Below are 15,004 nucleotides of genomic sequence, written 5' to 3'. Positions count from 1 at the left end.
CAGTATATGGAGTGACGTCATAAGCGTAGTTGAGGTTTGTTCACTGCGCTGCGTCGTTTTGTTGGTGCCCATTTTAGGTGTTTCATGAAAAATGATAATCCGGCTAAATTGAAAATGATTTTTACGTATGTGTAATAATGAGTTCGATAACGTCATTGTTAGTGCGAGTGAGGTTAAGAAGAATGACAAAAATCGCATTGGTGTTTGACCTCAAGTGCAGTTGAGGGTTTAGTGTTGTTGCCACCGTAAAAACGTTGAATTGGAATGGGTATGAACCAAACAGATCTTCAAGCCTACTTAAAGAAAGTAGGTATCTCTCAATCGCTGAATATCAATACTGATACTTTGTTATTACTACACAATGCTCAGCATCGTCGTTTGCCTTTTGAGAACTTTGATATTGCGCTTGGGCGTGGCATTTCAGTTGCTGAACAAGACATTATTAACAAACTGATTTATCGCGAGCGTGGTGGCTATTGCTATGAATTGAATGCATTACTTTTTAATGTACTGAAAACCATCGGCTTTGATGCACGACCGTTGTTGGGGCGCGTTCATTTGTCTGGCACACCATCAGGTCGAACGCATCAATTCACTTTGGTGACCATGGGGGAAGATAAGTGGATCGTTGATGTGGGGTTCGGTTCTAACACGCCACGCGCACCACTACCCTTTGTACTCAACCAAGCCATTTATACTGACCTTCAAACATTCAGATTTATCGAACATGAGTTGGTTGGCTATATGTTGCAAGTTCAATCCTATGATGACCCTGAGCAATGGATTGATTTGTATAGTTTAGACTTTGAGCACGTATTTGACGGTGACATCGTATGCGGCAATCACTACACATCGACTTCACCAAATTCCCATTTCACTTCGAGTCGAGTTGCAGCGTTGGCGACAGATAGCGGCATCATTACTTTGCTCAATCACAGTTTAAAGTACCGAGCAAATGGTGAGGTCGTTGAGATTGAGCTGGAAGCGGGAGAAACGTATCTATCTGCGCTTAAAACCCATTTTGGTATCGCTCTTGATGCTGATTACTCATCTTTAAAGCCAGTGTAAGAGTCGTAACTGAGGGGGAATCGTGCTCGAAATGAGACTTCAAGCATCGCGTTACGCTTAATTTCCTTACTTATCGGCTCAAAAATGGAAAGCGCAGCTCAACCTGCGCTTTTTTTATTTGCGCTATATCTCAGTAAGTGAGTTTTCAAAGGTTTACTTTTAACCTTGAAGAATAAATGAGGTAAATCATGCGCTTTGAATACTTGCTTGATGATGAAGTCACCCAAGAACTCGATGCTAAGTTAAGAGCTTTGCTGTCCACTTGCTTCACCAAGGAGCAAGACAAAATCTTTCAAACTCAACGTTATTTCAATGAAATACCTCGTCACCGCTATCTGATTTGGGATGGCGATAAACTCGCTGCCCATGTTGCCGTACACGAAAAACAAGTCATGATTGATGATCAATCTTTTCCCATTAGTGGTATTGCAGAAGTCTGTGTTGACCCTGGTTCTCGCGGGTTAGGGCTGGTGAAAATCTTGTTGGAAGCGGTTCATCAGGATGCATTGGAGCGAGGCGACGCATTTTCTGTTTTATTTGGTCGCACGCCAGTTTATCGATCCAGTGGTTATACACCCATCAATAATTTGAAGATAAAAGTTGCCCCAAATCATTGGGTCAGTACTGATGACACCATGGTATGCTCTCTGAAAATTGTTTGGCCACAACAGACGGTTCATTTAGTCGGCTATCCTTTTTAAACGGGTTTTCTCCGCGATTAACTTTGTGTGAGAATACGCAATAAATTGAATTCCATAGGATCAAAATCATGGCGAATTGGGAAGGCGTCAGCGAATTTGTCGCCGTCGCAGAAACCAACAGCTTTACCGGCGCAGCCAATAAGCTCAAAACATCGGTCGCGCAAATCAGCCGTCGTGTATCAGCGTTAGAAGAACGCTTGGCAGTGAAATTGCTTCATCGTACTACGCGTAAAGTGTCGTTAACTGAAGCTGGTCAACTTTATTACCAACAGTGTAAGCACCTTGTGGAAGGGTTAGAGTTAGCTGAGTTGGCGGTAACTCAGATGCAAGCCGAACCGAAAGGTGTGCTCAAAGTGACTGCGCCCGTGACCTATGGGGAAATGAATCTTGCTCCGCTGCTGCACCAGTTTTTAGAAAAGTACCCGCAAGTAAATCTCGATCTGATTCTTACTAACCAAAAGCTCGATTTGATTGAGCAAGGTGTCGATGTGGCGATTCGTTTGGGACGCTTGCAAGACTCGAGCTTGATCGCTAAACGCCTTTCATCGCGTCAGCTGTATGTGTGTGCCAGCCCGGCTTACTTAGAGCGCTCTGGTGAGCCGCATACCTTGTCTGAACTGAGTCATCACCAATGCTTGGTGGGTACCGCTGACTATTGGCACTTCAAAGAGCAAAAACGTGAGAAGTCTCTGCGTGTCTCTGGCCGAATCAAATGCAATAGTGGTTTTGCTTTGGTCGATGCGGCAAAACGTGGTTTAGGTTTGGTGCAGCTGCCGGACTACTACGTGCAAGAGGCGTTAGACAATGGCGAGCTGGTGGAAGTGTTAACCGATTACCGAGACGATCGCGAAGGTATTTGGGCGCTCTATCCGCAAAACCGTAACCTCTCACCTAAAGTTCGTCTGCTGATTGATTTCTTGGCTGAGAGCCTAAATTAGAAATAGGTATTTATGTGTTTAAAAGCTAAGTAGCAAATCTTGTTACTTAGCTTTTTTTGCGCTCTTAAATCACTGTTCGTTTAGCTCGGCATCTTCGCGTTTGATGACCTTATGACCATCTTCTGATACGCCTTGTTTCCAGTAACTGCTGAGGTAAAGGTTTTCACGCTCCACTTCTTTTTCGTTACGGAAGTATTGGCGTAGCGCGCGCATTGAGTCGAACTCACAAGCACACCACACTGCTGCTTCACCCGTTTTCCATTCTAGTGCGCGGACTTTATCTTCGAGTGATTGCTCGGTGACCCAATGGGTTTCCACACCTGCTGGTGCTTCGAGAGCTTGGATATCCGCTTCAGAAATCACGCTGATCACGGCATAGCCTTTTGCGTCTTCTGGCAGAGTGCGAATCTTCGCTGATAGCGCTGGCAACGCCGTCATATCCGCAGCCATAAAGAACCAGTCGGCTTCAGTGTTTAGGTTCGAGATACTGCCAGGACCGGCGATATTGATGGTGTCGCCTTCTTTTGCGGACATCGCCCAGCGCGCTGCAAATCCACATTGTAGGTCTTTAGTAATGTGGCGAACGAAGTCGACTTCAATCGTGCATGCTTGTGGATCGAAGCGACGAATGGTGTAGGTACGCATAACTGGACGGTTTTCTTCAGAAAAGCCTTGGATGTCAGTACCGCCTGTTTCGTTGAACAGCAGCTTGATGTAGCTGCCTTCGCAATCTTGTGGAAAGTTGCCTAGTGCTTCGCCTTGCAGGGTAATACGCTGCATGTTAGGCGTTACTGTTTGTGTGTTGATAACAACGAGGCTTTTTGGTTGTGGTTTCTTTTTCATTTTAATTCACATTTCACTACGTTTGATAACTATTCTCTTTCTCATCTAAGATTAACAGCATCTCAGTAAGGCAGATAGCGTCTTTATCTAAATTTACACTCTGATGTGAAAATCGGCGATTTAATTCCGACAGACCTCGCCCGAATGAACACTTCGTCATCCATGTTTATAAGATTTGGGTTTAAAGAATAAAAAAGGGCACCGAAGTGCCCTTGGTAGAATGAGAGGTTGCTTATTGCGTTTGATCTAATAAATGTGTCTTCAAGAATCGATCCATCGCTTGGTAACCATCGAGGCGATTTTCAAGAGAGCGGAAGCCATGACCTTCATTCTCTTTCACGATGTATTCCACTTCGACGCCACGTTCACGAAGAGCATTGACGATTTGGTCAGATTCGCTTTTCACTACACGCGGGTCTTTCGCGCCTTGTAGAACCAATAATGGAGCTTTGATTTGGTCAACATGGAATACCGGTGAGTATGCTTTCATCATCTTCGCATCTTCTGGGTTATTCGGATCGCCAACTTGCTCATGCAGCATAGCTAGGAATGGTGCCCAGTATGGTGGAATGGAATCCATGAAAGTAAAGAGGTTGGACACACCAACGTAGTCGATACCACACTTATATAGGTCTGGCGTGAACGTCACACCAGCTAATGTGGCGTAACCACCGTAGGATGCGCCGTAGATACATACTTCACCATCTTGTGCGTAGCCTTGGTCAATCGCCCATTTAACGCCGTCAGTGATGTCATCCTGCATCGACTGACCCCATTGCTTAAATGACTTCTCCCAGAATTCACGACCATAACCTGTTGAACCACGGAAGTTCATCTGTAGAACGGCAATACCACGGTTTGCAAACAACTGAACTTCTGGTTGGAAGCCCCAGTGATCGCGAGCCCAAGGACCACCGTGCGGCAGAACAAGCAGTGGCAAGTCTTTCGCTTCACGGCCTTTTGGTAACGTTAAGTAGCCATGGATGGTTTCACCATCACGAGCGGTATATGTGATTGGCTTCATCTTCGCCATGTCTTCAGGCTTATGCCAAGGTGCGTTTGCAGCTAACTTCTCAAGTTGGTCTGAATCGCGATCGTAGTAGTAGTAATTAGGACGGTCGGTGTCGCTGTAGGTCACGACGATCATTTTTCTCTCGTCGCGAGTGGTGTTGTTCACCGAGATTTCAACACCCGGTAGCTTTTCTTGCAGACGCTCAAAAGTCTCTTCATAACCTTTATCAAGGAAATGGTACTGACGTTTGTCTGTCACATAAGAGATCGTTGTGAGCTTGTTGAGTGCATTTGAGTAACTTGCACTGGTGACGTCCACTTCTGGGTGAGAGAAGATCTCGCGCACTTCTTTGTTAGCCTTCACATCATATTCGATGATCGCTGATTTATCGCGAGTGATACGTGAGGCAACGTACAGGTTCTTGTTATCTGGTGTAAATGAGATTGGAGAGAAGTCTTCTTTGAAGGTGAGGTTCTTCAATGGACGGAACTCTTCATCCACGGTATCACGGTACAGAACCGCTGTATTTACGCCGTCTGAAGTTGAAATCACGCGGATGTTCCCATCGTGGTCTGTACCCCAGTAACGCACATTCCCTGGGTTTTGAGCCACAAGCGTGTTCTTACCCGTTTTTAAGTTATGACGATAAACATCAAACACTTGCGGGTTACGTTCGTTGGTCGTGATAAGAATGTCATCTGGTTGGCTTTCTAAAGTGTCGATCACATAAGCCACTACGCCAGATGTAGGTGTAATGGTTTGCTCTTCACCCGTTTTGACATTGACCGTTACGAGATAGAAGTTTTCATCACCGCCCGTATCGCGAGAGTAAATAATGGTGTCATCACCAACCCAGTAGTAGTAAGCGATGTCACGACCAGTAATTGACGTAATACGTTTCACATCCTCTGGCTTACCAACTGGATGAACAAATACGTTTTTACGGTCTTGCCATGGTTTCATCATTGAAATGTAATCTCCAGCAGGGGAGATTTGGTAGCTAGAGACTTCAGCATTACGGAAGAAGTAATCTACGGGATATTCCGGTGGGATAACTTCGGCAGTCGTCGTGGTTGAAGTTTGGCTACAACCCGCGAGTAGTAGACCAAAAGCGGTAGCAAGAATAAGCTTGCGAGTACGCATTGTATAACGCTCCTTGTGTGACGGACCTGTCAGCATCGTGCTTGTCGGTCAGAATGAATCGATAGTCGCTATTAAAGAACAAAAGCGACAAAGCAGTGAAAGAAAAGCCAAAATCGAATATATCGATAGGGCTTATGTTTGAGGGTTTTTAATATTCTTGTCACTGCTGTTGCTACTATGACCCAATCCATCCTTGGAAGTGGCGATTTTTTGTACTTACCGAACAAGGGACTAGTCGAAATTTGGCATAAGTCACACTTATCTTTCGCTGTTTTGTCATTTATATCATTGGGATAGTCGACAAAAGCAAAAGTGCTGCCATGCCATAGTTGAATCCTTTCACTCGTTTGGAGGTAGTAAGCCAGCGCTGAAGCTGGATACCAGCAGCGGTCCAAAAGGTCACGGAAGGCAGATTCGCGAGGCAAAAAATACCCGCGATGAATGCCAGTTCTAGCCAAGAGCCACCACTGCTGTATACCGTGATTGCGGTTAATGCCATTGACCAACCTTTCGGGTTGACCCATTGAAATGCTACTGCACCTAAAAAGCTCATTGGGCGGTAATCATCGTTGACTTCCGTTTTACTGCTGGTGGCAATTTTATATGTTAGGTACAGCAAGTAAGTCAGACTCAATACTTTAAGAATGCTATGCGTGATCGGGTAAGCATGGAACAAGCTCATCAAGCCAATGCCAACTAAGATCAGCATTGCGCCAAAGCCGAGGGTAATCCCCAGCATATGGGGGATAGTGCGTTTAAAGCCGACATTGGCGCCAGATGTCATGAGCATGATGTTGTTTGGACCCGGAGTGAAGGTCGAGACAAACGCAAACAGCGCGAGTGCACCAAGTTGAGAGTATTCCATAGTGTGTTCCTACAAATATGTTTGCCACAAAGTGATGGGCAAGGGGTTACGTTTTCTGACCGGTCAAACACAATGATAGGTAGAAGTGTCATCAATTTTGTGCTTTTATTTGATGAAAATGCTTCGCTTAAACAACAAAAGAACATTATGGATAGATTTGACGAAAGAATATTGCAAGCACTGAAATCGGACGGAAGAATCTCCAATGTAGAGCTGTCTGAGCGCGTTGGATTGTCGCCGTCTGCTACTTTGCGCCGCGTACAAGACCTCGAACGCAAAGGAACTATCAAAGGCTATCGCGCAGTGTTGGACAATCAGCAAATGGGCGTTGGTTTTGTCGCTTATGTGTCGATAGGTTTAGCGTCGCACTCAAAGCAAGCGCAGCTCGGTTTTGAAGATCATGTACGTTTTGTTGATGAGGTGGTGGAATGCCATAACATCACAGGGGCAAATGAATATTTGTTGCGTGTCGAAACTCAAGACCTTGCGGCATACAAAGCGTTTCATGCAGACGTGCTTGGTGAATGCGAACATGTCAAAGCAATCACGACCATGGTGGTGATGGATACGCCAAAAGATGAACGATAACCACTATAGGGAACATTGTGTTGTAGCACATCAATTTGAAGTGACTCGAAAGAGTGAGTCGAGTATGACTGCAGTCCACATAAAATGCTGGAAAGCAGGCTACAATCTGACAATTCCAGCATTTATTCTCACCTTCTAAATAATCGCATCCTGCTAGTTTTTCTACGTCGTTGCTTGGTTCGCGAGCAGCGTGATAGAAAATTTAAGGATGAATGATGAAATCATACGTAACCCTTCCCCTAGTGAGCTTGGGCGCGATTGCAGCGTTAAGCTCATTTAATGTTAATGCCCACGGCTGGGTCGAGTTTCCAAGCGCACGTCAAAATACCTGTTATTTAGACGGTGGCTTTTGGACCAATGAAATTCCAAACCAAGCGTGTCAGGCTGCTTATGACGAGTCGGGGGCATACCCATTTGTTCAGCGCAGTGAAGTGGCGGCTAACGTGCCAAATTATCGTGATATGGCACATGTACAAGCAATCGTTCGTGATGGAGAGCTGTGTTCTGCAGGCGATGCGGCGAAAAAAGGTCTAAACATTCCATCGCCAAATTGGCAGCGTACCAATGTCACCCCAGACGCCAACAACCAAATTGAATTGGTGTTCTATGGCAAAGCTCCACATAACCCTTCTTATTGGGAGTTCTACCTTTCCAAGCCAACTTATGACGACACGCAACCTCTTACTTGGGACGATTTAGAATTGATCGATACGGCTGGTGACGTTTATGTTGATGCAGAAAAACGCTACCGCATGCAAGTGACCTTCCCTGCTGATCGTTCGGGTGATGCGATCCTTTACACTCGCTGGCAGCGTATTGATGTAGCGGGTGAAGGTTTCTACAACTGTAGTGATATTACGTTGAATGGTAATGGCACCACACCACCAACTGACCCTGTCGATCCCACCGATCCGGGTAATAACCTCACGTCACTTGGCTATTTTGTTCCACAAGGGTTTGGTCCTGTCGAGGCGGGTGATACCGTGCGCTTTCGTACGTTTAATGAAACAGGTACTGAGATCGTCGACCTTTCACTCCCTATTAATGCCAATAACACGACGACATGGGCAGCAGAACTGGCAGATCAATTTAACTCACAGCAAACTGGTGATTGGTATGTAGGTATTTGGCATGAAGCGATGAATCACTACATGTTCGATACGAACAATGTTTATGCGAACCAAGTATTGGCTCCGAGTGCCAATTTTAGTTACGCATTATCGTTGATTAAAGGCGATACTCAACCACCAGTCGAGCCAACCAATCTTTGGAGCAAAGACGCGGTGTACAACCAAGGCGATGTCGTAACGCACAATGGTCGTGAGTGGACCGCACAATGGTGGACTCGTGGCGAAGAACCTGGAACAACAGGTGAATGGGGCGTTTGGCGCTAGCATTCTTTCTTCCCAAATAAATAAAACCCTTCTCGATTGAGAAGGGTTTCTTGTTTTTAACTGTCGGAACGACTAGCAGACCAAGGTTGCCAATTCATCGTGGCATGCTTTGCCAATTTGAGCATGGGGATGTCTTCATGTGTATCGCCATACGCGTAGATGGCTTGATATTGACTAACGTCGAACTTTGCTTGAACGCGTTCGACTTTCCTTTCCAAACAGCAGTCTTTACTGTGATAGAGCCCGCTAATGCGTTTGCTGTTCCCAAGGAGTTCACTGCACAGCAAGTGGTAACCTTGAGTGTCGCACCAAGGTTTTAAGTAGGCGTTAAGTGATGCAGAAACGACTACGATCGTATCTCCTTGAGCATGATGCCAATCTAATCGTGTTTTGGCTTCAGGGCGGATGTGTTGCACGATGATCTCTTGAGCAAACCGTGCTCCTAGTGTTTTCACTTCTTCGGTTTGTCGCCCCACAAAGGCAACAAAACTGGCGATTGGACGCATTCGTCTAGCAGGGAGGAACCCAGCTTTGTACATCGCATAAAATGGCAAGATGATAATGTTGCCTAGCCACTTGCGTGGACCCGTCACCGAGTAGTGAAGGAACAGGCTAAACATGTCCTCATCGGTGATGGTGCCATCAAAATCAAACAGTGCTAAAGCGGGCTTTCGAGAATCTGACAATCTACTGCCTTAAGGGTTAATGTGCGTGTCCGTGGGAGAAGTTTATCACCATCACGCCTGCAGCGATAAGTGCCATACCAATCCAAAGGCTGGTATCCATATGCTGGCGATACACTAGTTGAGAAATTAAGGTAACAGATACGATAGCTAAGCCAGCCCAAAGTGCGTGAACGATACCCACAGGCATACCGCCTTTCATTGCTTGTGCTAAGCAGACAAATGCTGCCAAGTGACCCAGCAAAACTAGTGTTGCTGGCAGTGGCTTGCTAAAACCGTCAGTCGCTTTAAGTGCAACATGTGAAAGGGCTTCTGCGCCCACGCCTAAAAGTAAGAAAAACCAGCTCATTGTTATCATTCGTCTTCAGTTGTTGTGGAGTGCGCTTAGTATATTGATGTCGAATAAAATGATAATCCTGCAAAAAATCAAATAACTTTTACTTAAATGTAATAATAGTGTCGTCTTACATACGCTTACACCAAGTCTTGGTTGTAGTCGTTACACTGCCGCCGTCTTTAGAGAGGAGCGTGTATTGATGCATAAAGCGATAGCGGCGACTGCGGTGATATTGGCATTGAGTGGGTGTGGCGGTGAAGGGATGTCAACGGATTCAATTCCCAAGCTCAAAGACCCTAGAGCAAGCTATCAAGTGGATGGGATCGATTTGCTCCATCACTCTATTACTGATGCAATCAGCGATGATTTACTTGGTTTTGAAGCAGAAAACTTATCGCGCAAAGTCACCTATACCCTAGACAGACTTTCTTTGGGTTTACTGTGGGAGTTTAACGTGAGCACTTTAGAAGAGCTGCAAGCGCTAGTGCCCAATGTCGGTGACAGCAAAACCTCTTCATTCTGGAAATACCATCTCATGCGTCTTTCGCCTGATATGGTAATGGTGAGCACACCAGAGGAAATTGCGCACTTCTATTATGAACAAGAAATCATTGAAACACGCTTTGGTATCTCTACCTACAAGTTCAGTGAAAAACCAACACGTATCACCATGGTGGTCCACCCTGAAGGCATCAGTATTAAAGCATTCAATGAAGGCTATCAGGCAGAATATGACGAGAGTAAAGGCACTTACACAGTGCGACTGCAATATGAAGACGCAAATCAAAGCAGTCATTACGAAAAGCTGATTGTCGAGTTGAACGGTGATCAAGTTCGACTTGAGAAGGGCACAAGTACGATGGAAGGTCTGGAAGTAAAAGACCACGCTAAGCAAAGCCATCGCTTCGAATATAATCGCAAACAAAACACACTCTCTATCCAATAACGATTTATTGAATATTGAAGTGGTGACTAGGTTCATTTCTGAGTAACGGTTGGGAGACTGGCTCGGAGGTCATGACTTCAATTCTATTTGCGCTTTACCAAGACCCTTTGCGCATTGGGGGGAAGAGATATTTCTTCCCCCCGTTTTTCTTGTGACTAACAGCGCCAATTAACTGCGATTTTCGCTTCTAGAAGGGGGAGTAAAAGTGTGGTCTTGGACGCAATAGATGACGTTGGATGATTACAGCTTGGCTTTGATGAAGTCCAAACCATCAGTATCAACAAAACCGGACGACTTGATCAGTCGACTCGGTTGAACCCCATAACGTCTCTTAAACACCCGACTAAAGTAATTAGGGCACCCAAACCCACTTTTGATCGCTGCTTGCTTGATCGACATACCTGACATAATGAGCGAAACTGACTTTTTTAACCTGATATTATTGGTTAACTGGGTAAAGGTAATGTTCGAGTTTTTGAGCTCAGTTAATAAGTAACTCTTGCTGATCCCTGTTTTTATCGAAACATTCTCCAACGTCCATGGGTACTCAGTGTCTGCTTGAATACAGTTAGTCATCTTATTTATGAGCTTTACAGACGATAAAATGTTCGCTTTATCGAACTCACTACAACTGCTTAAAAAAGACGTAAGTGCGAAGACGCTGATTGAGTGAACCATACATGACGAAACGTCAGATAAACAATATTCAATCGAAGAGTCGAAGTAGTCATTTGTATTAAATAACTTCTCTTGATCATCTCCCGTTCCAAAATCGAAGAAGTAATAATTATCTACAATGACTCTTAGCATTTCTTCTGTGTAAGTGAAGCGTTCAACTTCTATTTCTTTTTCCTTATTGATTGGTCTAAGTGAGACCCAACATTTAGAGTGCGCGGGAACATAAATAATGTCCCTTCCTTTAATCTGTATCATTCGACCACTCACACTAACAAAGCCTATCGCATTGGACACTCTGACTAATAAATGCCGAGAGACGTATGCTTCTATTAATAACTGTGGACTTTGATATTTGAGCGCTTTAAATGTAACTTTTTTCATAGGAATATAAACAAGTCTACGCGGACAAAACTGTTTCGAATCGATGTGTTTCCTTTATCTCTCTAAAGTTCAATAAATCGAGAGTTTCAGAGAGTGAGAGCGGGTAATAATAGTTGTAACCTTGATGAAAGACCTCAGGATGAAGAAATGCGACTCGTTGAGAGGATGTTTCTACACCTTCTACAATGATCTTCTTGCTATGGAATTTAAGTAGAGGAATCAGCATTCCGATCATGGTCAAGCCATCTTGGTATAGCAAGTAACTCTTATCGAGTTTTATTGCATCCCAATCAATGCATTGCAACGCAGAGGTTTTGAGCTTCTCATCATGATGATAGTCGTCCAACCAGAATTGGTGTCCTTGTTTTTTGAGCTTAACGATGTTTCTTTTGGCAGCGTTGACCTCTTTAATACTTTCTATCTTCGTCACTTCGATGATGATGGGATTTTCAGTATTTTCTATGACTTCATCAACGAAGGATGAATCAAGTAAACAACTAAGAGGTAGGTTGAGTGATATATTTAGGTTAAACTGAGATAAATTGTCATTTAAGAATCTGATTTGACATAGAAAAATCTTTTTTATGAACTCATCGTTGATATATTCAAAAAACTCCTCGCTATTCAACCTCTCCCCACTTGAATTAACTAAATGAGACAGCACTTCATAACCGTGAATCTTATAGTTCTTTGGATCTACGATTGGCTGAAGCTTGAACTCAAGGCTGACAAAATTTTGATTATTCCAGAAAACACTAACAATATTATTGTCAATTGATATTTCTTCTATTTTTATAGTCATCTGTTTTTATTCCTTAGGCAAACGTTTTTATAAAATACTAGATGACAGAATCACGTCAAAGAAATTATTTTAAAGATCCCAATAATATCTTTTTAAGATATTTTGTCAGAATTATGACGCCATCTCTATAGCGTCAGTGAAATCTAATTACCCACTAATATATATAATACTAATATTTTCATCTAACTCTTAATGGGCATGGTTTTTTATGCGGATTTTAATGGTTGGCTTTATTATTAAATAATAAAGCCAATTGCTTGAAGTGATAGAAGTGTCAATAAGTGAGCTTTTAACGAAAGTTTAAAGGGGAGGGAATAGGCGGTGAACTATCTCATTGATAGAAGATCGCTAGCCATATTGTCTCTTGCTCTGGGTCGGTCCAACTTACTCGATGCTTCGTGTGCGCTGGAATGTTGACGTGATCGCCCGCTTCCAAACGCTTCTTCGTGCCGTCCTCATAAGTCAGTTCGCCTACGCCTTTTAGCACCAATACCCACTCATGGTCTTCTTGATCGTACCATTCGCCTTCTGGCGTCGTTTGCCCCTTCGATACAATACGCTCGATTTGGAGCTGTCTGTGTGTGAGTAAATCTTCAAATACCTCTTCACTCAAATCACAAGGTAGGTCTTTTAAAAGGTTCATAATGTTTCCTAAATAACGATCAGGCCAAATGGCGAGAGCAATTGTTCTTGTTGCCAGTCGCAAATCTTAACACCGTATAAAGAGACGCGGCGGATGTCCAAACCCTCTAAATCAACATGGGTCAGGTCGCTTTCTTCTATATTAAAGCTGCCCCATTGTTCAGGGCTGAATTCTCCACGTGATAGATCCGCACCTTTAAAGCTTGCACCCATCAAGTTGGCACCATTCCATCGGTTCTCAAATAGATCGCATTTCTCTAGCAGTGCGCGCTCAAAATTAGTGTAAGCCAAGTTGCAACCCGTAATGTAGGCGATACAAAAGAACACAGTATTGCTGACGCGATTAGCGAAATTAGCACTTTGAAAGTTTGCACCCTTCAAATCGCATTTACGTAACTCAATGCCGACGCAGTCTGCGCCATTAAACTGAGACATCGCTAACATGCAGTTGCTAAAACTGGCATCTTTAAGTTTGGCATAGCGAAAGGTACAGCCTTCAATGTCGCTTGGTTGGATAAAGCGGCAATCAATAAACTTCACATCACTGAGATCGGCGTGGTCAAAATTGCATTGATAAAAGCGGCAATTTTGAAAAGTGGTGTTTTGCAAATCGTGATGCGAAAAGTCTTCCTGTTGGAAAGTGAGATCGGTCATAATCATGGCTTTTTATCTTTTCCTTACTTGGTTAGATGCAGACTATCACTCTAAGTAACTGATTTTCCAGAAATATAACTTCTTGTATTTCAGTGGTTTACAGACCCCGAAAATCGCCAATTTAAGCGGTCAAACGGGCTGTTTAAAGTCGATGTTTTGTAAAAATAATCCGAGCATATCGAGAAAAAAGTTTTGTTGAGCACAGAGGCTTACAGAAGAATTGAAATGAGAACTGCGACGTACTCTTCTCACACGCACAGTTTGCATTACAGAATTGTATCCGATTTGCATAATTTGTTGATCAAATTGGCGTTTTTGTATACGGAAAAGCTATATTTTTCACAAATTGATTTCCATCAAAATAGTAGGGTTTCTATATGCTATTTTGCGCGCAGCTCAAGAAAATAGTGATACTCGCGTGCTTCAAGGTTTTGGATTGATAACAGAACCGTCCGAAAAGGACGAGCATAGCGGAGTACAAAAGAAACAAAGCCCTACAAAAGGAAATAACAATGAAAAAAACAATCTGCAGTTTAGCAGTGGTTGCTGCGTTAGTGTCTCCAAGTGTTTTTGCTCACAGTGAAGGTGACTTCATTCTACGTGTTGGTGCGGCATCGGTTGTACCAAACGACAGCAGTGACAAGATCCTAGGTTCTCAAGAAGAGTTAAAAGTAGATTCAAACACTCAACTGGGTTTGACGTTTGGTTACATGTTTACTGACAACATCAGCCTGGAGATTCTAGCGGCAACACCATTTAGTCACGATATCTCGACTGATCTTCTTGGTCTTGGTGATATCGCAGATACTAAACACCTACCACCAACAGTGATGCTGCAATACTACTTTGGTGATTCGCAAAGCAAGTTCCGCCCATACGTAGGTGCGGGTTTAAACTACACCATGTTCTTTGATGAGGGCTTTAACGGTAAAGCCAAAGATGTAGGTCTTACTGATCTAAAATTGGATGACTCATTTGGCCTGGCTGCCAATGTAGGTGTCGATTACATGATCAATGAAAGCTGGTTCCTAAACGCATCCGCTTGGTATGCAAATATCGAGACCGAAGCGACTTATAAATTTAATGGCGCAACACAAAAGACTGACGTAAAGATCAACCCTTGGGTATTCATGATCAGCGGTGGTTACAAGTTCTAAGAAAAAGCAGTAGCAAAAGAACAATAAGATTATTGGCATGACTTTTAGGGGCAGTTGCGGGGATTGCCCCTCTTTTTTATCTATTCTTTCTGGTTTTCTTTGCCTTCCCTATACCTCTTCTCTCTCCCCATATGACTACGATAGTGGTGCACTACTTTGGTATTTGTAAACA

At 43.7% G+C, this 15,004-nt stretch carries 16 protein-coding genes; 7 read left to right on the top strand and 9 right to left on the bottom strand.

Annotated elements, in window-relative coordinates; genetic code table 11:
* The first annotated feature begins 270 nt into the window (after window positions 1-270).
* The 3 genes from J4N44_RS26325 to J4N44_RS26315 all read left to right on the top strand — a co-directional run bounded on the left by J4N44_RS26325 (window position 271) and on the right by J4N44_RS26315 (window position 2,707).
* On the top strand, window positions 271-1,068 hold the full coding sequence (locus tag J4N44_RS26325; RefSeq protein ID WP_252045465.1) for an arylamine N-acetyltransferase family protein: 798 nt from the start codon (window positions 271-273) through the stop codon (window positions 1,066-1,068).
* Between the two features lie 188 nt (window positions 1,069-1,256).
* Window positions 1,257-1,769, top strand: coding sequence for a GNAT family N-acetyltransferase (locus J4N44_RS26320; protein WP_252045464.1), 513 nt, complete (start codon window positions 1,257-1,259; stop codon window positions 1,767-1,769).
* A 68-nt stretch (window positions 1,770-1,837) separates the two neighbouring features.
* A complete protein-coding gene (locus J4N44_RS26315) occupies window positions 1,838-2,707 on the top strand; it encodes a LysR family transcriptional regulator (RefSeq protein ID WP_005447289.1) in 870 nt (289 codons plus the stop codon).
* A 69-nt stretch (window positions 2,708-2,776) separates the two neighbouring features.
* Here the strand turns inward: J4N44_RS26315 and J4N44_RS26310 are convergent, their stop codons facing one another.
* The 3 genes from J4N44_RS26310 to J4N44_RS26300 form a co-directional block, all read right to left on the bottom strand.
* Window positions 2,777-3,550, bottom strand: coding sequence for a siderophore-interacting protein (locus J4N44_RS26310; protein ID WP_252045463.1), 774 nt, complete (start codon window positions 3,548-3,550; stop codon window positions 2,777-2,779).
* A gap of 232 nt (window positions 3,551-3,782) precedes the next feature.
* Entirely contained in the window at window positions 3,783-5,705 is a 1,923-nt protein-coding gene (locus tag J4N44_RS26305) for a S9 family peptidase (RefSeq protein ID WP_101959765.1), read from the bottom strand.
* Window positions 5,706-5,985: 280 nt separating this feature from the next.
* The gene (locus J4N44_RS26300) at window positions 5,986-6,570 is read right to left on the bottom strand and encodes a LysE family translocator (RefSeq protein ID WP_009702356.1); all 585 of its coding nucleotides are present in this window, start codon (window positions 6,568-6,570) and stop codon (window positions 5,986-5,988) included.
* A 147-nt stretch (window positions 6,571-6,717) separates the two neighbouring features.
* Between J4N44_RS26300 and J4N44_RS26295 the strand changes: the two genes are divergently transcribed.
* Window positions 6,718-7,158 (top strand): Lrp/AsnC family transcriptional regulator, encoded by a 441-nt coding sequence (locus J4N44_RS26295; protein ID WP_009695964.1) that lies wholly within the window; start codon window positions 6,718-6,720, stop codon window positions 7,156-7,158.
* A 215-nt stretch (window positions 7,159-7,373) separates the two neighbouring features.
* Window positions 7,374-8,552, top strand: a complete 1,179-nt coding sequence (locus tag J4N44_RS26290; protein WP_038898300.1) for a lytic polysaccharide monooxygenase — start codon at window positions 7,374-7,376, stop codon at window positions 8,550-8,552.
* Between the two features lie 56 nt (window positions 8,553-8,608).
* Here J4N44_RS26290 and J4N44_RS26285 read toward each other — a convergent pair whose 3' ends face one another.
* Together J4N44_RS26285 and J4N44_RS26280 are read right to left on the bottom strand one after the other, a co-directional pair.
* Window positions 8,609-9,238, bottom strand: coding sequence for an HAD-IB family hydrolase (locus tag J4N44_RS26285; RefSeq protein WP_069217807.1), 630 nt, complete (start codon window positions 9,236-9,238; stop codon window positions 8,609-8,611).
* Window positions 9,239-9,254: 16 nt separating this feature from the next.
* The gene (locus J4N44_RS26280) at window positions 9,255-9,584 is read right to left on the bottom strand and encodes a DMT family transporter (RefSeq protein WP_005428450.1); all 330 of its coding nucleotides are present in this window, start codon (window positions 9,582-9,584) and stop codon (window positions 9,255-9,257) included.
* A gap of 187 nt (window positions 9,585-9,771) precedes the next feature.
* Here J4N44_RS26280 and J4N44_RS26275 point away from each other — a divergent pair, with 187 nt between their 5' ends.
* Window positions 9,772-10,518, top strand: a complete 747-nt coding sequence (locus J4N44_RS26275) for a hypothetical protein (protein WP_252045462.1) — start codon at window positions 9,772-9,774, stop codon at window positions 10,516-10,518.
* Window positions 10,519-10,758: 240 nt separating this feature from the next.
* Here J4N44_RS26275 and J4N44_RS26270 read toward each other — a convergent pair whose 3' ends face one another.
* The 4 genes from J4N44_RS26270 to J4N44_RS26255 form a co-directional block, all read right to left on the bottom strand.
* Window positions 10,759-11,451, bottom strand: a complete 693-nt coding sequence (locus tag J4N44_RS26270) for a helix-turn-helix transcriptional regulator (RefSeq protein WP_005447305.1) — start codon at window positions 11,449-11,451, stop codon at window positions 10,759-10,761.
* A 142-nt stretch (window positions 11,452-11,593) separates the two neighbouring features.
* Window positions 11,594-12,379: an EAL domain-containing protein gene (locus tag J4N44_RS26265; protein WP_017189730.1), complete on the bottom strand. Its 786-nt coding sequence runs from the start codon at window positions 12,377-12,379 to the stop codon at window positions 11,594-11,596.
* A gap of 331 nt (window positions 12,380-12,710) precedes the next feature.
* Entirely contained in the window at window positions 12,711-13,022 is a 312-nt protein-coding gene (locus J4N44_RS26260; RefSeq protein ID WP_074051947.1) for a cupin domain-containing protein, read from the bottom strand.
* Between the two features lie 8 nt (window positions 13,023-13,030).
* On the bottom strand, window positions 13,031-13,681 hold the full coding sequence (locus tag J4N44_RS26255; RefSeq protein WP_252045461.1) for a Qnr family pentapeptide repeat protein: 651 nt from the start codon (window positions 13,679-13,681) through the stop codon (window positions 13,031-13,033).
* Window positions 13,682-14,187: 506 nt separating this feature from the next.
* On the opposite strand from J4N44_RS26255, the gene ompW reads away from it, so the two are divergent.
* Entirely contained in the window at window positions 14,188-14,832 is a 645-nt protein-coding gene (ompW, locus tag J4N44_RS26250; protein WP_252045460.1) for an outer membrane protein OmpW, read from the top strand.
* Window positions 14,833-15,004: the final 172 nt, after the last annotated feature.

The organism is Vibrio sp. SCSIO 43155 (assembly GCF_023716605.1).
GTDB classification, from domain to species: domain Bacteria; phylum Pseudomonadota; class Gammaproteobacteria; order Enterobacterales; family Vibrionaceae; genus Vibrio; species Vibrio harveyi.
The sequence above is the reverse complement of the archived record's forward strand: the minus strand, read 5'-3'. Positions and strand labels throughout refer to the sequence as shown.